This window comes from Nocardioides salarius (assembly GCF_016907435.1).
Lineage (GTDB): Bacteria > Actinomycetota > Actinomycetes > Propionibacteriales > Nocardioidaceae > Nocardioides > Nocardioides salarius.
Genome location: NZ_JAFBBZ010000001.1, coordinates 4,056,722 through 4,073,036 on the forward strand (window position 1 = coordinate 4,056,722; position 16,315 = coordinate 4,073,036).

Here is a 16,315-nt window from a genome sequence, read left to right on the forward strand (position 1 = left end):
CGTCGTCGGTTCAACGCAGGTGCGCGGCGAACGTTACGTACGTCACAGCCCTGCGTCGACCGCGTCCGGCGTCAGAGCGGGATGTTCCCGTGCGCCCCGCGGCGTACGCCGACGCTCTGGACGGCCTCGTCGATCGCCCGGGCGATCGCGGAGCGGGTCGCGGCGGGCTCGACGACCTCGTCGACCACGCCGATCTCGACGGCTCGCTCGACGCCGCCGGCGATCCGCTCGTGCTCGGCGGCGAGCTCGGCCTCGAGGGCGGGCCGGATCTCGGGGGAGACCTCGGCCAGCCTGCGGCGGTGCAGGATGCGGACCGCGGCGACCGCGCCCATCACCGCCACCTCGGCGCCGGGCCAGGCGAAGACCTTGGTGGCGCCCAGCGACCGCGCGTTCATCGCGATGTAGGCGCCGCCGTAGGTCTTGCGGGTCACCAGGGTGACGCGCGGGACCACGCACTCGCCGAAGGCGTGCAGCAGCTTGGCGCCACGTCGTACGACGCCGTCCCACTCCTGGCCCACGCCGGGCAAATAGCCCGGCACGTCGACCAGCACGATCAACGGGATGCCGAACGCGTCGCACATCCGCACGAACCGGCTCGCCTTCTCGGCCGAGAGCGAGTCGAGGCAGCCGCCCAGGCGCAGCGGGTTGTTGGCGACCACGCCCACGGTGCGCCCACCGAAGCGACCCAGGGCGGTGACGATGTTGGGGGCCCAGCGGGCGTGCAGCTCCTCGACGCTGTCCTCGTCGAGGACCTGCTCCACGAGCGGGTGCACGTCGTAGGCGCGCTTCTTCGACTCGGGCAGGACGGCGGCCAGGTCGCGGTCCTCGACGTCGGCGACCCGCAGGCTGCCCTGCGCCCCGAGCAGGTTCGCGATGCTGCGGGCACGCTGCAGCGCCTCCTCCTCGGAGTCGGTGAGCACGTGCACGACGCCCGAGCGGCGACCGTGCGGCTCGGGGCCGCCCAGGCGCAGCATGTCGACGTCCTCGCCGGTCACCGAGCGCACCACGTCGGGGCCGGTGACGAAGATGCGTCCCTCCGGCCCGAGGATCACGACGTCGGTCAGGGCGGGGCCGTACGCCGCGCCGCCCGCCGCCGGGCCGAGCACCACCGAGACCTGCGGGATGCGTCCCGAGGCCTGGGTCATCACCTGGAAGATGCGGCCCACGGCGTGCAGGCTCAGCACGCCCTCGGCCAGGCGGGCGCCGCCGGAGTGCCACAACCCGATGATCGGGATCCGGTCGGTCATGGCGCGGTGGTAGGCATCGACGACCACGCGGCAGCCCTCGTCGCCCATCGCCCCGCCCATCACGGTGGCGTCGGAGCAGAAGGCGACCACGGGGGCGCCGCCGACCGTGCCGACCGCGGCCAGCATGCCGGACTCGTCGTCGGGGGTGATCAGCTCGAGGGAGCCCTCGTCGAGCAGCGCCCCCAGCCGGTGCCGGGGGTGGCGCGGGTCCTGCTCCCGGGGCAGCTTGGCCGGCTTCGCTGCGGGCGTGGTGGGAGGGGCGGAGGCGGTGCTCACGTGGTGGTCTCCTGGTCTCAGGCGCTGCCGAAGGCGACGGCGACGTTGGCGCCGCCGAACCCGAACGAGTTGTTGAGCGCGACGATGTCGCCGAGCGGCAGGTCGCGGGCCTTGGTGGCGATGTCGAGGTCGACGGCGGGGTCCTGGTCGTCGAGGTTGATGGTGGGCGGCGAGGTCCGGTGGTGCAGGGCCATCACGGTGGCCACCGCCTCCACGGCGCCGGCGCCGCCGAGCAGGTGGCCGGTCATCGACTTGGTCGAGGTCACCACCACCTCGGTGGCGTGGGAGCCCAGGGTCGCGTGCAGCATCAGCCCCTCGGCGATGTCGCCGAGCGGGGTGGAGGTCGCGTGCGCGTTGACGTGCACCACGTCGGCGGGATCGACCTCGCCCTCCTGCAGGGCCCGGGCGATGGCCCGGGTGCCGCCGCGCCCCTTCGGGTCGGGCTGGGCGATGTCGTGGGAGTCGGCGGTCACGCCGGCACCCATCACCACGGCGTAGATGCGCGCACCGCGGGCCAGGGCGTGCTCCTCGGACTCCAGGACCAGCGCGCCGGCGCCCTCGCCGAGGACGAAGCCGTCGCGGCCGGTGTCCCAGGGGCGCGAGACCGTGGTCGGGTCGTTGGTGCTCTTGGAGAGCGCCATCATGTTGGCGAACGCCGCGATGTTGAGCGGGTGGATGGCGGCCTCGGTGCCGCCGGCGACCACGACGTCGGCGCGGCCCAGACGGATCTGGTCGAGGGCCAGCGAGATCGCCTCGTTGCCTGAGGCGCACGCCGAGACCGGGGTGCTGGCGAAGGCGCGGGCGCCGAAGGCCAGGCTGATGCTGGCGGCGGGCGCGTTGGGCATCAGCATCGGGACCGCGAGCGGCGAGACGCGCCGCGGGCCCTTCTCGAGCAGCGCGTCGTAGTTGGACAGCAGCGTGGTGACGCCGCCGATGCCCGAGGCGAAGGCGACGCCGACGCGGTCGCCGTCGGGCCCGTCGCCCTCAGCGGTGTCGGCGAGACCGGCGTCGCTCCACGCCTCGGTGGCCGCGATCATCGCGAGCTGGGTCGAACGGTCCCAGCGCCGGGCCTTGACGCGCTCGAGCACGTCGGTGGGCTCGACCGCGGCGGTGCCCGCGATGCGCACGGGCAGCGTCTCGGCCCAGTCCTGGGTCAGTGGCCGGACGCCGGAACGTCCGTTGACGAGAGCGTCCCAGGTGCTGGGCACGTCTCCGCCGACCGGGGAGGTGACCCCGAGACCGGTGACGACGACTCGCTTCGACGACATGCGTGGGTGTCCTTACGTGGAGGGTGGGTGCTGGTGCTGGTGCTGGTGCTGGTGCTGGGTGCTGCGGGGCCGGCGACCGCCCGGGGGCGGTCGCCGGCAGCCGGCTCAGGCCTGGGCGCGCTCGATGTAGGCGACGGCGTCGCCCACGGTCTTGAGGTTCTTGACCTCGTCGTCGGGGATCGAGACGCCGAACTTCTCCTCGGCGGCAACGACGACCTCGACCATGGACAGGGAGTCGACGTCGAGGTCGTCGACGAAGGACTTGTCGAGCTGGACGTCGTCGGTCTCGACGCCGGCGACCTCGTTGACGATCTCGGCGAGGTCGGTACGGATCTCTTCGGTGGTGGCCATGTGCAGGCTGTCTCCTTGTTTCTTGTTGGGTGGTGCTGGACGGTGCGGGATCAGGGCAGGACGACGACCTGGGCGGCGTACGCCAGGCCGGCGCCGAAGGCGATGAGCAGGGCGGTGTCGCCCGAGCGGGCCTGGCCCTCCTCGCGCATCCGGTCCAGCGCGAGCGGGATGGAGGCGGCCGAGGTGTTGCCCTGGTGGACGATGTCGCGGGCGATGGCCACGCTGTCGGGCAGCTTCATCGCCCGGGCCATGGCGTCGGTGATGCGGTTGTTGGCCTGGTGCGGCACGAAGCAGTCGAGGTCGTCGACCCCGATGCCGGCCCGGTCCAGCGCCTGGAGGCCGGTCTTGGCCATCTGGAAGGAGGCCCAGCGGAAGACCGCGTTGCCCTGCATCACCAGGTGCGGCATGCGCGGCGACTCGGAGGTCAGCACGTCGCGCCAGTCCTCGCGCGAGCGGATCAGGTCGTACTGCTCGCCGTCGGAGCCCCAGACGACGGGGCCGATGCCCGGCTCGTCGCCCGGACCCACGACGACGGCGCCGGCGCCGTCGGCGAAGATGAAGGCGGTGCCGCGGTCGTGGGGGTCGGTCTGCTCGGAGAGCCGCTCGGCGCCGATGACGAGCACGTGGCGGGCGCTGCCGCCCCGGACCATGTCGGAGGCCATCGCGACGCCGTGGCAGAAGCCGGCGCAGGCCGCCGAGACGTCGAAGGCCGCCGCCTGGTCGGTGCCGAGGTCGTGCGCGACGAGGGTGGCCAGGGCGGGGGTCTGCATGAAGTGGCTGACCGTGGCGACCACGACGCAGTCGATCTGGCGGGCGTCGACCCCGGAGTCCTCCAGTGCCCGGCGGGCAGCGGCCACCGACATCATCCGCAGGGTCTCGTCGTCGGTGGCCCAGCGCCGCTCCTCGATGCCGGAGCGCTGGCGGATCCACTCGTCGGTGGAGTCGATGCCCAGGACGACCTCGGAGTTCGGGACCACCCGCGAGGGCCGGTAGGCCCCGAGGCCGAGCAGGCGCGCGTACGGGGCGCCGGCGGAGGGCCGCAGCGCGGGCCGTGTCGTCGTGCCGGCCATCAGGCGACGCCCTCGGGGTGCAGGCGCAGCAGCGGCTGGCCGGGGGAGACCGGGTCGCCGTCCTCGACGAGCCACTCGACGACCTGGCCGCCGTGCGCGGCGGTGATGGTGATCCGGTCGCGCGAGCTGGCGACGTCGCCGATGGGCGTGCCGGCGCTCAGCACGGCGCTGGCGGCGGCGGCCTCGTCGAGGTGGAAGGTGCCCTTGGTGGGGGAGACCACGACCCGCCAGGTCGGGGTGATCTCGAGCCCGGCCGACTCGCCGTGCTTGTCGACGAAGGCGCGGGCGTCGTCGAGCTGGTCGGGGGTCTTGAGGGCGAAGGTCTCGACCCCCTTGAGGGCGCGCTTGGCGATGCCGGTCAGGGTGCCGGCCGGGGGCATCTCGAGGATGCCGGTGACGCCGAGGTCCTCCATCGTCTCCAGGCACAGGTCCCAGCGCACCGGGTGGGCGATCTGGCCCACCATCCGGCGCAGCACCTCGCGGCCGTCGTGCACGACCTGGCCGTCGCGGTTGGAGATCACGCGGGTGCGCGGGTCGTGGGTGGAGACCGAGCGCGCCAGCGCCCCCAGGTGCTCGACCGCCGGGGCCATGTGGTGGGTGTGGAAGGCGCCGGCCACCGACAGCGGCACCAGGCGTGCCTTGGCCGGGGGAGCGTCCTTGAGCGCGGCCAGCTGCTCGAGCGTGCCGGCGGCCACCACCTGCCCGGGCCCGTTGTCGTTGGCGGGGGTCAGCCCGTGGGTGGCCAGGGACTCCAGCACCTCGTCGCGGTCGCCGCCGAGGACCGCGGTCATGCCGGTGGGGGTCCGGGCCGCCGCGCGCGCCATGGCGAGCCCGCGCTCGCGCACCAGCACCATGGCCTGCTCGGCGGTGATCACCCGGGCGCCCGCGGCGGCGCCGATCTCGCCGACGCTGTGGCCCGCGACGGCGCCGATGCGCTCGAAGGCGTCGCTGGGGTGGGGGAACAGCTCGAGGGCGGCGATCAGCCCGGTGGCGACCAGCAGCGGCTGCGCCACCTCGGTGGCCCGGATCGCGTCGGCGTCGGCCTCGGTGCCGTAGTGCACGAGGTCGAGGCCCGCCACCGTGGAGAGCCACTCGAAGCGGCGCGCGAAGTTGGTGTCCTCGAGCCAGGGGGTGAGGAAACCGGGGGTCTGGGCTCCCTGTCCGGGAGCGACGATGACAAGCACGACTCCTACTGTGCCGCAGCAGGTCCTACGACTCACGAGCGCCACTGACGATAATGAGGGCGGTTTTGTTGTGAGTTTCCTACAAGAACCCGCGGGGGGCGCTCACTCCGCCGGCGTACGGGCGGGGGTGTCGGGCTCAGTCGTCGGCGGATCGACCGGACTGCCGGCCCAGGACGAGCGCGATCTGGAGGGTGAAGGCCTCTCGTGCCTCGGTCGGGTCGAGCCCGACGAGGTCGGCGACCTGGCGCAACCGGTAGCGCACGGTGTTGGCGTGCACGAAGAGGGTGCGCGCGGTCGCCTCGATCGAGGTGCCGGACTCGAAGTAGGCGGTCAGCGTGGCGGTCAGTGTGCCGCGCGAGCGCAGCAGCGGCACGTACACCTCGTCGACGAGGTGGCGCCGCGCGTGCCCGTCGCCCCCGAGTGCCCGCTCGGGCAGCAGCTCGTCGGCGCGGACGGGGCGGGGGGCGCCCGGCCAGCCGACCGCGACCCGGTGCGCCGAGACCGCCGCTCGCGCCGAGAGGTGGGCGGTGTCGAGGTTGTCGGCGACCGGTCCCACGACGACCGGGCCATCGCCGAAGACGTCCACGACGCGGGCGGCGGCGGCGCGCGGCTCGGTGACGCCGCCCAGCAGCAGGACCAGGCGATCGCCCTGCACCGCCCCGAGCGCGTCCATGCCCGCGGCCTGGGCGGCGCGCCGGGCCTCCTCGAAGAGGTCGGTCTCGGCCCGGCGAGCCGGCGCGTTGCCGAGCACCACCGCGACCTGGCCCTGGCCCCGCCACCCGAGGGCGCTGGCCCGCGAGGCGATGGTCTCGTCGGCCTCGGCGCGCAGCACGGCGTCGACCACCAGGGCCTCCAGCCGGGCGTCCCAGGCACCGCGGGACTCGGCGGCGCGCGCGTAGACCTCGGCGGTGGCGAAGGCGACCTCGCGCGCGTAGCGCAGCACCGCCGCGTGCACCTCGAGCGCGTCCTCCGGCTGCAGCAGGGAGTCGACGTTGGCCTCGATCACGTCGATGGACAGCCGCACCAGGTCGACCGTCTGCTGCAGGCTGATCACCCCGGCCAGGGCGCGTGGTGCGGCGCCGAAGACCGAGGAGGCCAGCGCCCCCTCGCCCGACGGGGCGCTGTCGCCGTCCTCGGCGTACCAGCTGACGAAGTGGCGCACGCCCGCCTGCACGATCAGCCCCACCCAGGAGCGGTGCTCGGCCTCCAGGTCGCGGAACCACGGCAGCGCGGTCTCCATCCGCCCCGTCGCGGCCGTGCTCAGCGCCCCCGTGGAGCGCAGCAGCGTCTGGGCGGCGCGGCTGCGCGACGCCGGGGGATGGTCGACCACCCCTGCAGGCTAGTGCGACCGGCTGCAGGAATCCCCGGCCGGCCGGGGACTCCGTCGCTTGTCAGGTGTTGCAACCCCTGACAAGTGCATGAGTCCCCGGCTGACCGGGGACTCATGCACACGCGTCAGCTCCGGGCGGCGCCGACCGTGCGCGGAGGGTCAAGTTTTGGCCGCGAAGGGGTGATAACCCTTACGTGCAAGGGATTTGTGCGACAGGGTGTCCCGACGCCGTGGTGCTCACGACCCCCACGCGGGGAGTCGGCCGCGGTCGCCCCGACAGGAGGACACCGGTGCCCCCCAGCCGTCACCACGTCCAGCACCTCACCGTCCACGGACACCAGCGCGCCTTCGTGAAGGTGGGCGAGGGGCCGGCGCTGCTGCTCCTGCACGGCCTGGGCTGCGACCACACGACCTGGTCGCCGGTGATCGACCGGCTCGCCGAGCACTACACGGTCGTCGCGCCCGACCTGCTCGGGCACGGGCTCTCCGACAAGCCGCGTGCCGACTACAGCGTGGGCGGCTACGCCAACGGCGTGCGCGACCTGCTGACCGTGCTGGGCATCGACAAGGTCACGGTGGTGGGCCACAGCTTCGGCGGCGGGGTCGCGATGCAGTTCGCCTACCAGTTCCCCGAGCGCACCGAGCGGATGATCCTGGTCGCCTCGGGCGGGCTGGGCCCGGAGGTGACGCCGGCCATCCGCGCGATCACCACGCCCGGCTTCCACCACGCGATGGGCCTGCTGACGCTGCCGGGCGTGCGCCACGTGGGGGCGGCGGGCCTGCGCGGCCTGGCCGCGCTGCCCACCGGGGCCACCCGGGACCTCGCCGAGGTCGCCGACATCTACGACTCCTTCAAGGACCCCCGCGCCCGTGCGGCGATCCGCCACGTGGTGCGCGCGGTCGTGGACTGGAAGGGCCAGATCGTCACGATGGCCGACCGGGCCTACCTGACCGAGGCGATGCCGATGTGCGTGGTGTGGGGCCGCGACGACCACGTCATCCCCGTGCGGCACGCCCGCAACGCCGCGGCGCTGGCGCCCAAGGCACGCATCGAGGTGATCTCGCGCAGCGGGCACTTCCCGCACAAGGACCACCCCGAGCGGTTCGTCGAGGTCGTGCACGACTTCGTGCGCACGACCAGCCCGGCGACCTACTCGCGCGCCCGCTGGCGCCGCCTGCTCAAGAACGGTCCCGCCAGCCCGCCGGGCGCCGTGGCCCAGGTCGTGCCGCTGACGGCCGCCGACGCGGGCGCCTGACCCCAGCGGCGTACGCCGACCGGTCGCGCCCCGGGCGAGCGCGACGACGGCCCCGGAGCAGCTGCTCCGGGGCCGTCGTCGTCGCCCCTCACCCGTGTGCCACGGGCTCCGGCTCAGGCGTCGCCGCCCTCCTGCTTGACCCCGCTCACGGCGGTCGGGTCGTCGATGCGGTACTTCGAGAACGCCTTCTCCACCAGGCTCGGGTCGATCTCGCCGGCGTCGGCGAGCGCCTGCAGCGAGCGGACCACGACCGACTCGGCGTCGATGTGGAAGAAGCGCCGGGCCGCGGGGCGGGTGTCGGCGAAGCCGAACCCGTCGGCACCCAGCACGCAGTAGTCGCCCGGGACCCAGCGCGCGATCTGCATCGGCACCGCGGTCATGTAGTCGCTGACCGCGACGAACGGGCCGTCGTGGCCGGACAGGGCGGTGGTGACGAAGGGGGTGCGGGGCTCGTCCGTGGGGTGGAGCAGGTTGTGCTCCTCCGACGCGACGGCGTCGCGGGCCAGCTCGTTCCACGACGTCACCGACCAGGTGTCGGCCTGCACGCCCCACTCCTCGGCGAGCAGCTGGCGCGCCTTCTCGACCCACGGGAAGCCCACGCCCGAGGTCAGCAGCTGGACCCGGGGGCCCTCGCCGTCGGCCGTGGAGACCTTGTGCACGCCCTTGAGGATGCCCTCGACGTCGACGTCGTCGGGCTCCTTGGGCTGGTGCACCGGCTCGTTGTAGACCGTGATGTAGAAGATCACGTTCTCGCCGTCGGGGTGCTCCTCGCTGGTGCCGTACATCCGCTCGAGGCCCGAGCGCATGATGTGCCCGATCTCGTAGGCGAAGGCCGGGTCGTAGTGCACGACCGCCGGGTTGGTGGCGGCCAGCAGCGGGGAGTGGCCGTCGGCGTGCTGCAGGCCCTCGCCGGTCAGCGTGGTGCGACCGGCGGTCGCGCCGATGAGGAAGCCGCGGGCCAGCTGGTCGGCCATCGCCCAGATCGAGTCGCCGGTGCGCTGGAAGCCGAACATCGAGTAGAAGATGTAGAACGGGATCATGTGCTCGCCGTGCGTGGTGTACGCCGATCCCGCGGCGGTGGCCGAGGCCATCGCGCCGGCCTCGGAGATGCCCTCGTGGAGCATCTGGCCCTGCTGGGACTCCTTGTAGGAGAGCAGCAGCTTGCGGTCGACGGACTCGTAGAGCTGGCCCTGCGGGTTGTAGACCTTGGCCGAGGGGAACATCGCGTCCATGCCGAAGGTGCGGTACTCGTCGGGGGCGATCGGCACCAGGCGCTGGCCGATCTCGGGGTCCTTCATCCAGTCGCGCAGCAGGCGCACGACGGCCATCGTGGTGGCGATCGAGTTCTTGCCCGAGCCCTGCTTGAGCTCGGAGTACACCTTGTCGCCGGGCAGCTTCAGCGCCTTGGCCCGGTTGACCCGGCGGGGGACGGCCCCACCGAGGGCCTTGCGGCGCTCCATCATGTACTCGATCTCGGGTGCGTCGGCGCCGGGGTGGAAGAACGGCGCGGCGCCGGTCTCGTCGTACGAGCGCTCGAGGTCGCGGTCGGAGATCGGCAGGTAGAGGCGGTCGCGGAACTTCTTGACGTCGTCCTGCGTCAGCTTCTTCATCTGGTGGGTGGCGTTCTTGCCCTCGAGGGCGTCGATCGTCCAGCCCTTGACGGTCTTGGCCAGGATCACCGTCGGCTGCCCGACGTGCTTCTTGGCGGCGTCGAAGGCGGCGTAGACCTTGCGGTAGTCGTGGCCGCCGCGCGGCAGCTTCTGGATCTGCCGGTCGTTCATGTGCTCGACCATCTTGCGCAGGCGCGGGTCGCCGCCGAAGAAGCTGTCGCGGATGTAGGCGCCGTCCTCGACGGAGTAGGTCTGGAAGGCGCCGTCGGGGGTGGTGTTCATCTGGTTGACCAGGACGCCGTCGACGTCGCGCGCCAGCAGGTCGTCCCACTCGCGGCCCCAGACCACCTTGATGACGTTCCAGCCGGCGCCGCGGAAGGTCGACTCGAGCTCCTGGATGATCTTGCCGTTGCCGCGCACCGGGCCGTCGAGCTGCTGCAGGTTGCAGTTGATGACCCAGGTCAGGTTGTCGAGCTCCTCGCGGGCCGCGACGCCGATGGCGCCCAGCGACTCGGGCTCGGCCATCTCGCCGTCGCCGAGGAAGGCCCACACGTGCTGCTGGTCGGTGTCCTTGATGCCGCGGTTGTGCAGGTAGCGGTTGAAGCGCGCCTGGTAGATGGAGTTGATGCCGGTCAGGCCCATCGAGACCGTGGGGAACTCCCAGAAGTCCGGCATCAGGCGCGGGTGCGGGTAGGAGGGCAGCCCGGCGCCGGTGCCGTGCTGGACCTCCTGGCGGAAGCGGTAGAGCTGCTGCTCCTCGAGACGGCCCTCGAGGAAGGCGCGGGCGTAGACGCCGGGGGAGCCGTGGCCCTGGATGTAGATCTGGTCGCCGCCGCCGGGGGCGTCCTTGCCCTGGAAGAAGTGGTTGAAGCCGACCTCGTAGAGGCTGGCGGAGGACTGGTAGGTGGCGATGTGACCGCCCACCTCGAGCCCCTTGCGGTTGGCGCTGGAGACCATCACCGCGGCGTTCCACCGGATGAAGGCGCGGATGCGGCGCTCGACGTCCTCGTCACCGGGGAACCACGGCTCGCGCTCGGGCGGGATGGTGTTGATGTAGTCGGTGCTGCGCAGCGCCGGGACCCCGACCTGGGTCTCGCGGGCGCGCTCGAGCAGGCGCAGCATCACGTAGCGGGCGCGGTCGCGGCCCCGCTCGGCGAGCATCGAGTCGAAGGACTCGATCCAGTCGCGCGTCTCGTCGGGGTCGATGTCTGGCAGCTGGGTGGGCAGGCCCTCGTGGATCACCGAGGTCTTCGCGCTGCCACGCGGGGTGGGCGTGCTCTCGACGCCCTGGGAGCCGGTGGGCTCGGTGGCGTCGGCGGCGGTGCCTGCTGCAGGAGATGAGTCGTCGGTCACTCGTCCATCGTGGCACGCAGGTCGACGAACCGAAATCTACCGGCCGGTATGTCCTGTATCCGGTCGCAGGCGTCCTGAGAGGGGTCCCGAACGACCTCGAGGCGGGTACGCCAACGCCCGCGCGGGCGTCTCGCCACCCGCGCGGGAGGTTGCGTCGTCCGCCCAACTCCGCTGGACTGTCCGCACTACCCTGCGGCGCAGTGCCGCGGGTGTGACGACGTGGAGGTCTCAGTGAGCTCGACCGCGGGTGGCGGGTCCACCCAGACAGGCACCCCTTCAGGCCCGGCCGAGCGCCTCGGCCTCGGCAAGGGAATGGTGGTCCAGGAGCTCGGGTGGGACAACGACACCGACGACACCCTGCGGGTGGCCATCGAGGACGCCATCGACGCCGACATGGTCGACGGTGACTACGGCAACGTCGTCGACGCCGTCGTGCTCTGGTACCGCGACGACGACGGTGACCTGGTCGACTCGCTGGTCGACGCGCTGACCGACCTGGTCGGCGGCGGCGCCATCTGGCTGCTCACCCCGCGCATCGGGCGCCCCGGGTCGGTCGACCCCGCCGACGTCGCCGAGGCCGCTCCCGTGGCCGGCCTCGCGCAGACCACCACCGCCACCGTCAGCAAGGACTGGGCCGCCACGCGCCTGGTCACCCCCAAGACCCCGGCCTGACCCAGGCCCGGCCAGACCCGGCCACACCTGCCCCCTCCCGTCGCGGGCTGCGGGGCGGCCACGGCAGATCGGACGTCATGATCTCCACGCTGCTCACCAGCGCCGGAACGGTCGGCACCAGCCTCCGGGTGCTGACGCGCGCCGGGGTGCTGCGCCCCTACTCCCCGGTGGTCCTGGCGAGGCTGGCCAAGGTGCTCAAGGACTGGGGCACCGGTCCCGCCGGCGGCTTCGCCTCCCTGGCCGTGCGGGCCCCGGGCGAGGTCGGTGTCGTCGACGAGCTCGGCGAGCTCACCTGGGCCCAGCTGCACGCCCGCTCGAACGCGCTGGCCCGGGCCCTGCGCGAGCGCGGCATCGGCGAGGGCGACGCCGTCGCGGTGATGTGCCGCAACCACCGCTTCTTCCTCGACGTGACCTGCGCCGCGGCCAAGCTCGGCGCCGACGCCCTCTACCTCAACACCGCCTTCGCCGGCCCCCAGCTGGTCGAGGTGCTGGGCCGGGACCGCCCCGCCGTGGTGGTGCACGACCAGGAGTTCCACGACCTGCTGGCCGAGGCCGAGGTGCCGCTGCGCGTCGTGGCCTGGGTCGACGACGAGCGCGAGCTGCCCGAGGGTGCCGACACCGTCGAACGGCTCGTCGCGGTCCACGACGACGGTGACCTCGAGCCGCCGGCCCGCCACGGACGCACGGTGATCCTCACCTCCGGCACCACCGGCACCCCCAAGGGGGCGCCGCGCAGCGAGGCCGGCGTCGACGCCGCCGTGGCGCTGCTCTCGGCGATGCCGCTGCGCCACGGCTGGCGCTGCCACGTGGCCGCGCCGCTCTTCCACACGTGGGGCTTCGCCCACATGGCCCTGGCCATGCTCCTGGGCACCACGCTCGTGCTGCGGCGCCGCTTCGAGCCGGAGGAGGCGCTGCGCACGATCGCCGAGGAGCGCTGCGAGAGCGTGGCGGTGATCCCGGTGATGCTGCAGCGCATCCTCGCGCTGCCTGCGGAGGTCCTCGACGCCCACGACCTGTCCCGGGTCGAGGTGGTCGCGTCGTCGGGCTCGGCGCTGCCCGGCGACCTGGCGCTGACCTGGATGGACCGCTTCGGCGACAACCTCTACTCCACCTACGGCTCCACCGAGGTCGCCTACGCCGCCGTCGCCGGGCCCGCCGACCTGCGCGAGGCGCCCTCGACGGCCGGCCGGGCGCCGTACGCCACGGTGCTCAAGGTGCTCGACGAGACCGGCGAGGAGGTGGCCACCGGGCAGGCCGGACGGATCTTCGTCGGCAACACGCTGCTCTTCGAGGGCTACACCGGTGGCGGCTCGAAGGAGGTCGTCGACGGGCTGATGGCCACCGGCGACGTCGGCCGCATCGGCGACGACGGACGGCTCTACGTCGAGGGACGCGACGACGACATGATCGTCTCGGGCGGCGAGAACGTCTTCCCCAAGGAGGTCGAGGACTGCATCGCCCGCCACGACCACGTCGCCGAGGTGGCGGCGGTCGGTGTCGACGACGACGACTTCGGCCAGCGGCTGCGTGCCTTCGTGGTGCTCCGCGACGGCGCCGGGCTCGACCAGGAGGCCGTGCAGGGCTGGGTCAAGCAGCACCTGGCGCGCTACAAGGTGCCCCGCGAGGTGGTCTTCCTCGACGAGCTGCCGCGCAACGCCACCGGCAAGGTGCTCAAGCGAGAGCTGCGGGGCGAGGACGCGTGAGCCAGCACCACACCGAGGAGCGCGGCCTGACCCTGGGCGGCCCGGCGCCCGACTTCACGCTGCGCGACCAGTTCGGCCAGGACGTCACCCTGTCGTCGTACCGCGGGGTGAAGGCGGTGGCGATCCTCTTCTACCCCTACGCCTTCTCCGGGGTGTGCACCAGCGAGATGGCGGGGGTCCGCGACCGGCTGGCGGAGTTCATGACCTTCGACACCGAGGTCCTCGCCATCTCCTGCGACCCGATGTTCGCGCTGCGCGCCTTCGCCGACGCCGACGGGCTGAACTTCCCGCTGCTCTCCGACTTCTGGCCGCACGGGCAGGTCTCGCGGGCCTACGACGTCTTCGACGAGGCAGTCGGGGCGCCACGCCGCTCGTCGTACGTGGTGGACAAGCAGGGCCTGGTGCGCTGGGCGGTGCACAACGCGAACCCGGACGGCCGCGACCTCGATGAGCACCTGCGCCAGCTCACGGCCCTGGCCTGAGCCGGTCCGGGGCCGGCCCACGGGCCCGGTCTGGACCATCCTGGGCAAAATCCACGCGGAATCCTCGAGAGTCGTCACGCTCGTCGGGAGCGGCACGTAACCTAGGTGGTGTCGAACCGCTGGTGACCCGAGACGCCAGCGGTTCGACTCATTTCCGACCCGCGTGCGTGAGCGTCTAGTCTGTGGCCCGCCCGCGGTGCGCTCCGTGCGGGCTCCGGGGCGTATAGCTCAGCGGTAGAGCACCTCGCTTACAACGAGGTGGTCGGGGGTTCGATCCCCTCTGCGCCCACCACCGCGACAGCCGGCGAAAGTATTTGTCGCGAGGTCCCATCCGGGAGGGTGGTCGCGCCGAAGCACCTGTGACCCGCCTCACCAGGGGCGGTCGCAGACCCGTGGAGGCAACTCGGATGAGCGAGACCAGCAGACGGAACGTGATCGCGGTGGCAGGTGCCGGCGCCGCGGTCGGAGCAGCAGCACTCATCGGTGGGGGAGCGGCCTCGGCGGCCTCCCGCCCGAACCGGATCAGCGCCCAGGAGCCGCTCGTCGCCTACGTCGAGGACCACCGCTCCGACCGGGTGACGCTGATGATCGGCGAGGACGAGGTGGTCGTGCGCGACCGCGACCTCGTGACCCGCCTGCTCGCCGCGATGGGAGGCAAGTGAGATGTCGTCCCACCGCGAAGCACCGGAGATCTCCAAGGACCCCGTGGCCGACAGCACGGACGTCTACGCGTTCCGCAGCCCCGCCAACCCCGGCAACGTCGTCCTGATCGCCAACTTCATCCCGCTGCAGAAGCCCGACTCGGGCCCGAACTTCTTCGAGTTCGGCGACGACGTGCTCTACGAGATCCACGTCTCCAACAAGGGCACGGCCCAGGCCGACGTCAGCTACCAGTTCAAGTTCAAGACCACGGTGCGCAACGACCGGACCTTCCTCTACAACACCGGTCCGATCAACGACATCGACGACGAGACCTGGAACCGGCCGCAGAGCTACTCGGTCAAGAGGGTCAAGGGCAACGACACCACGACGCTGGGCAGCAACCTGCCCTGCCCGCCGGTCAACGTCGGCAAGCGCTCCACCCCCGACTACGCGGCCCTCGCCGACCAGGCGGTGCACCAGCTGCCGCGCGGGCGCAAGGTCTTCGCGGGGCAGCGGGCCGACGCGTTCTGGGTCGACCTGGGCTCCATCTTCGACCTGGGCGCGCTGCGCCCCTTCAACGAGGCGCACCTGATCCCGATGGGCGCGATGGACGGCATCAACTCGGTGCAGTCCTACAACGTGCACACCATCGCCATCGAGGTGCCGATCGACGAGCTCACCCGGGACGGCTCCACGCCCTCCGACCCGATGTCGGCCACCTCGACCATCGGCGTGTGGGCCACCGCCAGCCGCCGCACCTCGAGGGTCTTCAACAAGAAGACCGGCACCTACCGCGACTTCGGCAAGTGGCGCCAGGTCTCGCGCCTGGGCAACCCGCTCTTCAACGAGGTCGTGGTGCCGATGGCCGAGAAGGACCTCTGGAACAGCCGCGAGCCCTCGGGCGACAGCAAGTACCAGAAGTTCGTCTACAAGCCCGAGCTCGGCGGGCTGCTGCCGGTGCTCTACCCGGGGGTCTTCCCGAACCTGGAGGCCTACGACAAGCGCCGCGCCGACCTGCACGCGATCCTGCTCACGGGCATCCCCGAGGGGGTCGTGCCGGGCTTCCAGAACTACACCGGCCCGGTGCCCTCCGACATGCTGCGCCTCAACGTGGCCATCCCGCCGAGCAACGACCCGAACCCGCTGGGCCTGGTGGGCGGCGACCCGGCCGGCTTCCCCAACGGACGCCGGCTCGAGGACAACGTGACCACGATCGAGCTGCGGGCCATCGCCGGGCTGACCATCCCGCTGGTGGACCCGTCCTACACGCCCGACGACGCCGCCGCCGCGGTGGAGGACGGCTCGGAGTACACCAACTCGCCGCTGCTGGGCGAGTTCCCCTACCTCGGTCTGCCCGGTGGCGGATACCAGACCGAGCCCGGCACGACGCAGGCGTCGTGACCGGGGTCGCGACCGTCCCGGGGAGCGGCACCGCGGGTCCTGACGAGACGAGCCTGCCGAGTGATCTGCAGGCGAACCTCGACGAGAACCCGTGGGCCGGCGAGGGCTCGGTGCTGCTCGACATCGGGGGCGACGTGGGGGCCCTCGTCGTCGACATGCCCGCGGCACTGGTCGGCCACGAGGTCGAGATCGACCCCGTGGACGGTCGCGACCGCCACGAGCACCCGCACGAGCACTCGCACGACCACGGGCACGACCACGGGCACCGGCGGCACGTCGCGGTGGTGCCGCGCCGTACCCCCGCGGGCATCGCGCCCTCGGTGGTCTTCCCCGACCTGCACGAGGGCGGCTACCTGCTCTACGCGCCCGGCACCGACGACGTCGTCCTCGACGTCGTGGTGCGGGGCGGAGAGGTCACCTGGGCCACCTGGCCGTCCTGAGCCCCCCTCCCGCGCAGCGCCGTACGTCTG

General features: G+C 72.5%; 14 protein-coding genes and 1 tRNA gene. 8 read left to right on the top strand and 7 right to left on the bottom strand.

Annotated features, from left to right (window positions below; genetic code table 11):
* Nucleotides 1-71 precede the first annotated feature (71 nt).
* The 6 genes from JOE61_RS19500 to JOE61_RS19525 all read right to left on the bottom strand — a co-directional run bounded on the left by JOE61_RS19500 (nucleotide 72) and on the right by JOE61_RS19525 (nucleotide 6,726).
* Nucleotides 72-1,523, bottom strand: a complete 1,452-nt coding sequence (locus JOE61_RS19500) for an acyl-CoA carboxylase subunit beta (protein ID WP_193670227.1) — start codon at nucleotides 1,521-1,523, stop codon at nucleotides 72-74.
* 17 nt (nucleotides 1,524-1,540) lie between these two features.
* Nucleotides 1,541-2,791 (bottom strand): beta-ketoacyl-[acyl-carrier-protein] synthase family protein, encoded by a 1,251-nt coding sequence (locus JOE61_RS19505; protein ID WP_193670228.1) that lies wholly within the window; start codon nucleotides 2,789-2,791, stop codon nucleotides 1,541-1,543.
* 105 nt (nucleotides 2,792-2,896) lie between these two features.
* Nucleotides 2,897-3,142, bottom strand: coding sequence for an acyl carrier protein (locus JOE61_RS19510; protein ID WP_193670229.1), 246 nt, complete (start codon nucleotides 3,140-3,142; stop codon nucleotides 2,897-2,899).
* Nucleotides 3,143-3,192: 50 nt separating this feature from the next.
* Nucleotides 3,193-4,212 carry a beta-ketoacyl-ACP synthase III gene (locus tag JOE61_RS19515; RefSeq protein WP_193670230.1) on the bottom strand — a complete coding sequence of 340 codons (1,020 nt, stop codon included), beginning with the start codon at nucleotides 4,210-4,212 and terminating at the stop codon, nucleotides 3,193-3,195.
* Nucleotides 4,212-5,396, bottom strand: coding sequence for an acyltransferase domain-containing protein (locus JOE61_RS19520; RefSeq protein ID WP_193670231.1), 1,185 nt, complete (start codon nucleotides 5,394-5,396; stop codon nucleotides 4,212-4,214). Before JOE61_RS19520 ends, JOE61_RS19515 begins: the two co-directional genes overlap by 1 nt.
* Nucleotides 5,397-5,532: 136 nt before the next feature.
* Nucleotides 5,533-6,726 carry a PucR family transcriptional regulator gene (locus JOE61_RS19525; RefSeq protein WP_307823111.1) on the bottom strand — a complete coding sequence of 398 codons (1,194 nt, stop codon included), beginning with the start codon at nucleotides 6,724-6,726 and terminating at the stop codon, nucleotides 5,533-5,535.
* A gap of 290 nt (nucleotides 6,727-7,016) precedes the next feature.
* Here JOE61_RS19525 and JOE61_RS19530 point away from each other — a divergent pair, with 290 nt between their 5' ends.
* On the top strand, nucleotides 7,017-7,982 hold the full coding sequence (locus JOE61_RS19530; protein ID WP_193670232.1) for an alpha/beta fold hydrolase: 966 nt from the start codon (nucleotides 7,017-7,019) through the stop codon (nucleotides 7,980-7,982).
* A gap of 113 nt (nucleotides 7,983-8,095) precedes the next feature.
* Here the strand turns inward: JOE61_RS19530 and aceE are convergent, their stop codons facing one another.
* Complete coding sequence (gene aceE, locus JOE61_RS19535; RefSeq protein WP_204797457.1) at nucleotides 8,096-10,834, bottom strand: pyruvate dehydrogenase (acetyl-transferring), homodimeric type; 2,739 nt, start codon at nucleotides 10,832-10,834, stop codon at nucleotides 8,096-8,098.
* 342 nt (nucleotides 10,835-11,176) lie between these two features.
* On the opposite strand from aceE, the gene JOE61_RS19540 reads away from it, so the two are divergent.
* From JOE61_RS19540 to JOE61_RS19570, 7 genes are all read left to right on the top strand, one after another.
* Nucleotides 11,177-11,617: a DUF3052 domain-containing protein gene (locus JOE61_RS19540; RefSeq protein WP_193670233.1), complete on the top strand. Its 441-nt coding sequence runs from the start codon at nucleotides 11,177-11,179 to the stop codon at nucleotides 11,615-11,617.
* Nucleotides 11,618-11,694: 77 nt separating this feature from the next.
* Nucleotides 11,695-13,320 (top strand): AMP-binding protein, encoded by a 1,626-nt coding sequence (locus JOE61_RS19545; protein WP_193670234.1) that lies wholly within the window; start codon nucleotides 11,695-11,697, stop codon nucleotides 13,318-13,320.
* On the top strand, nucleotides 13,317-13,802 hold the full coding sequence (locus tag JOE61_RS19550) for a peroxiredoxin (RefSeq protein WP_193670235.1): 486 nt from the start codon (nucleotides 13,317-13,319) through the stop codon (nucleotides 13,800-13,802). Before JOE61_RS19545 ends, JOE61_RS19550 begins: the two co-directional genes overlap by 4 nt.
* 217 nt (nucleotides 13,803-14,019) lie before the next feature.
* A tRNA-Val gene (locus JOE61_RS19555) sits at nucleotides 14,020-14,094 on the top strand.
* Between the two features lie 115 nt (nucleotides 14,095-14,209).
* Nucleotides 14,210-14,464, top strand: coding sequence for a hypothetical protein (locus JOE61_RS19560; protein ID WP_193670236.1), 255 nt, complete (start codon nucleotides 14,210-14,212; stop codon nucleotides 14,462-14,464).
* 1 nt (nucleotide 14,465) lies between these two features.
* Nucleotides 14,466-15,845 carry a DUF4331 domain-containing protein gene (locus tag JOE61_RS19565; RefSeq protein ID WP_193670237.1) on the top strand — a complete coding sequence of 460 codons (1,380 nt, stop codon included), beginning with the start codon at nucleotides 14,466-14,468 and terminating at the stop codon, nucleotides 15,843-15,845.
* Nucleotides 15,842-16,285 (top strand): hypothetical protein, encoded by a 444-nt coding sequence (locus JOE61_RS19570; RefSeq protein WP_307823112.1) that lies wholly within the window; start codon nucleotides 15,842-15,844, stop codon nucleotides 16,283-16,285. The genes JOE61_RS19565 and JOE61_RS19570 overlap by 4 nt, the downstream gene beginning before the upstream one ends.
* The last annotated feature ends 30 nt before the right edge of the window (nucleotides 16,286-16,315 follow it).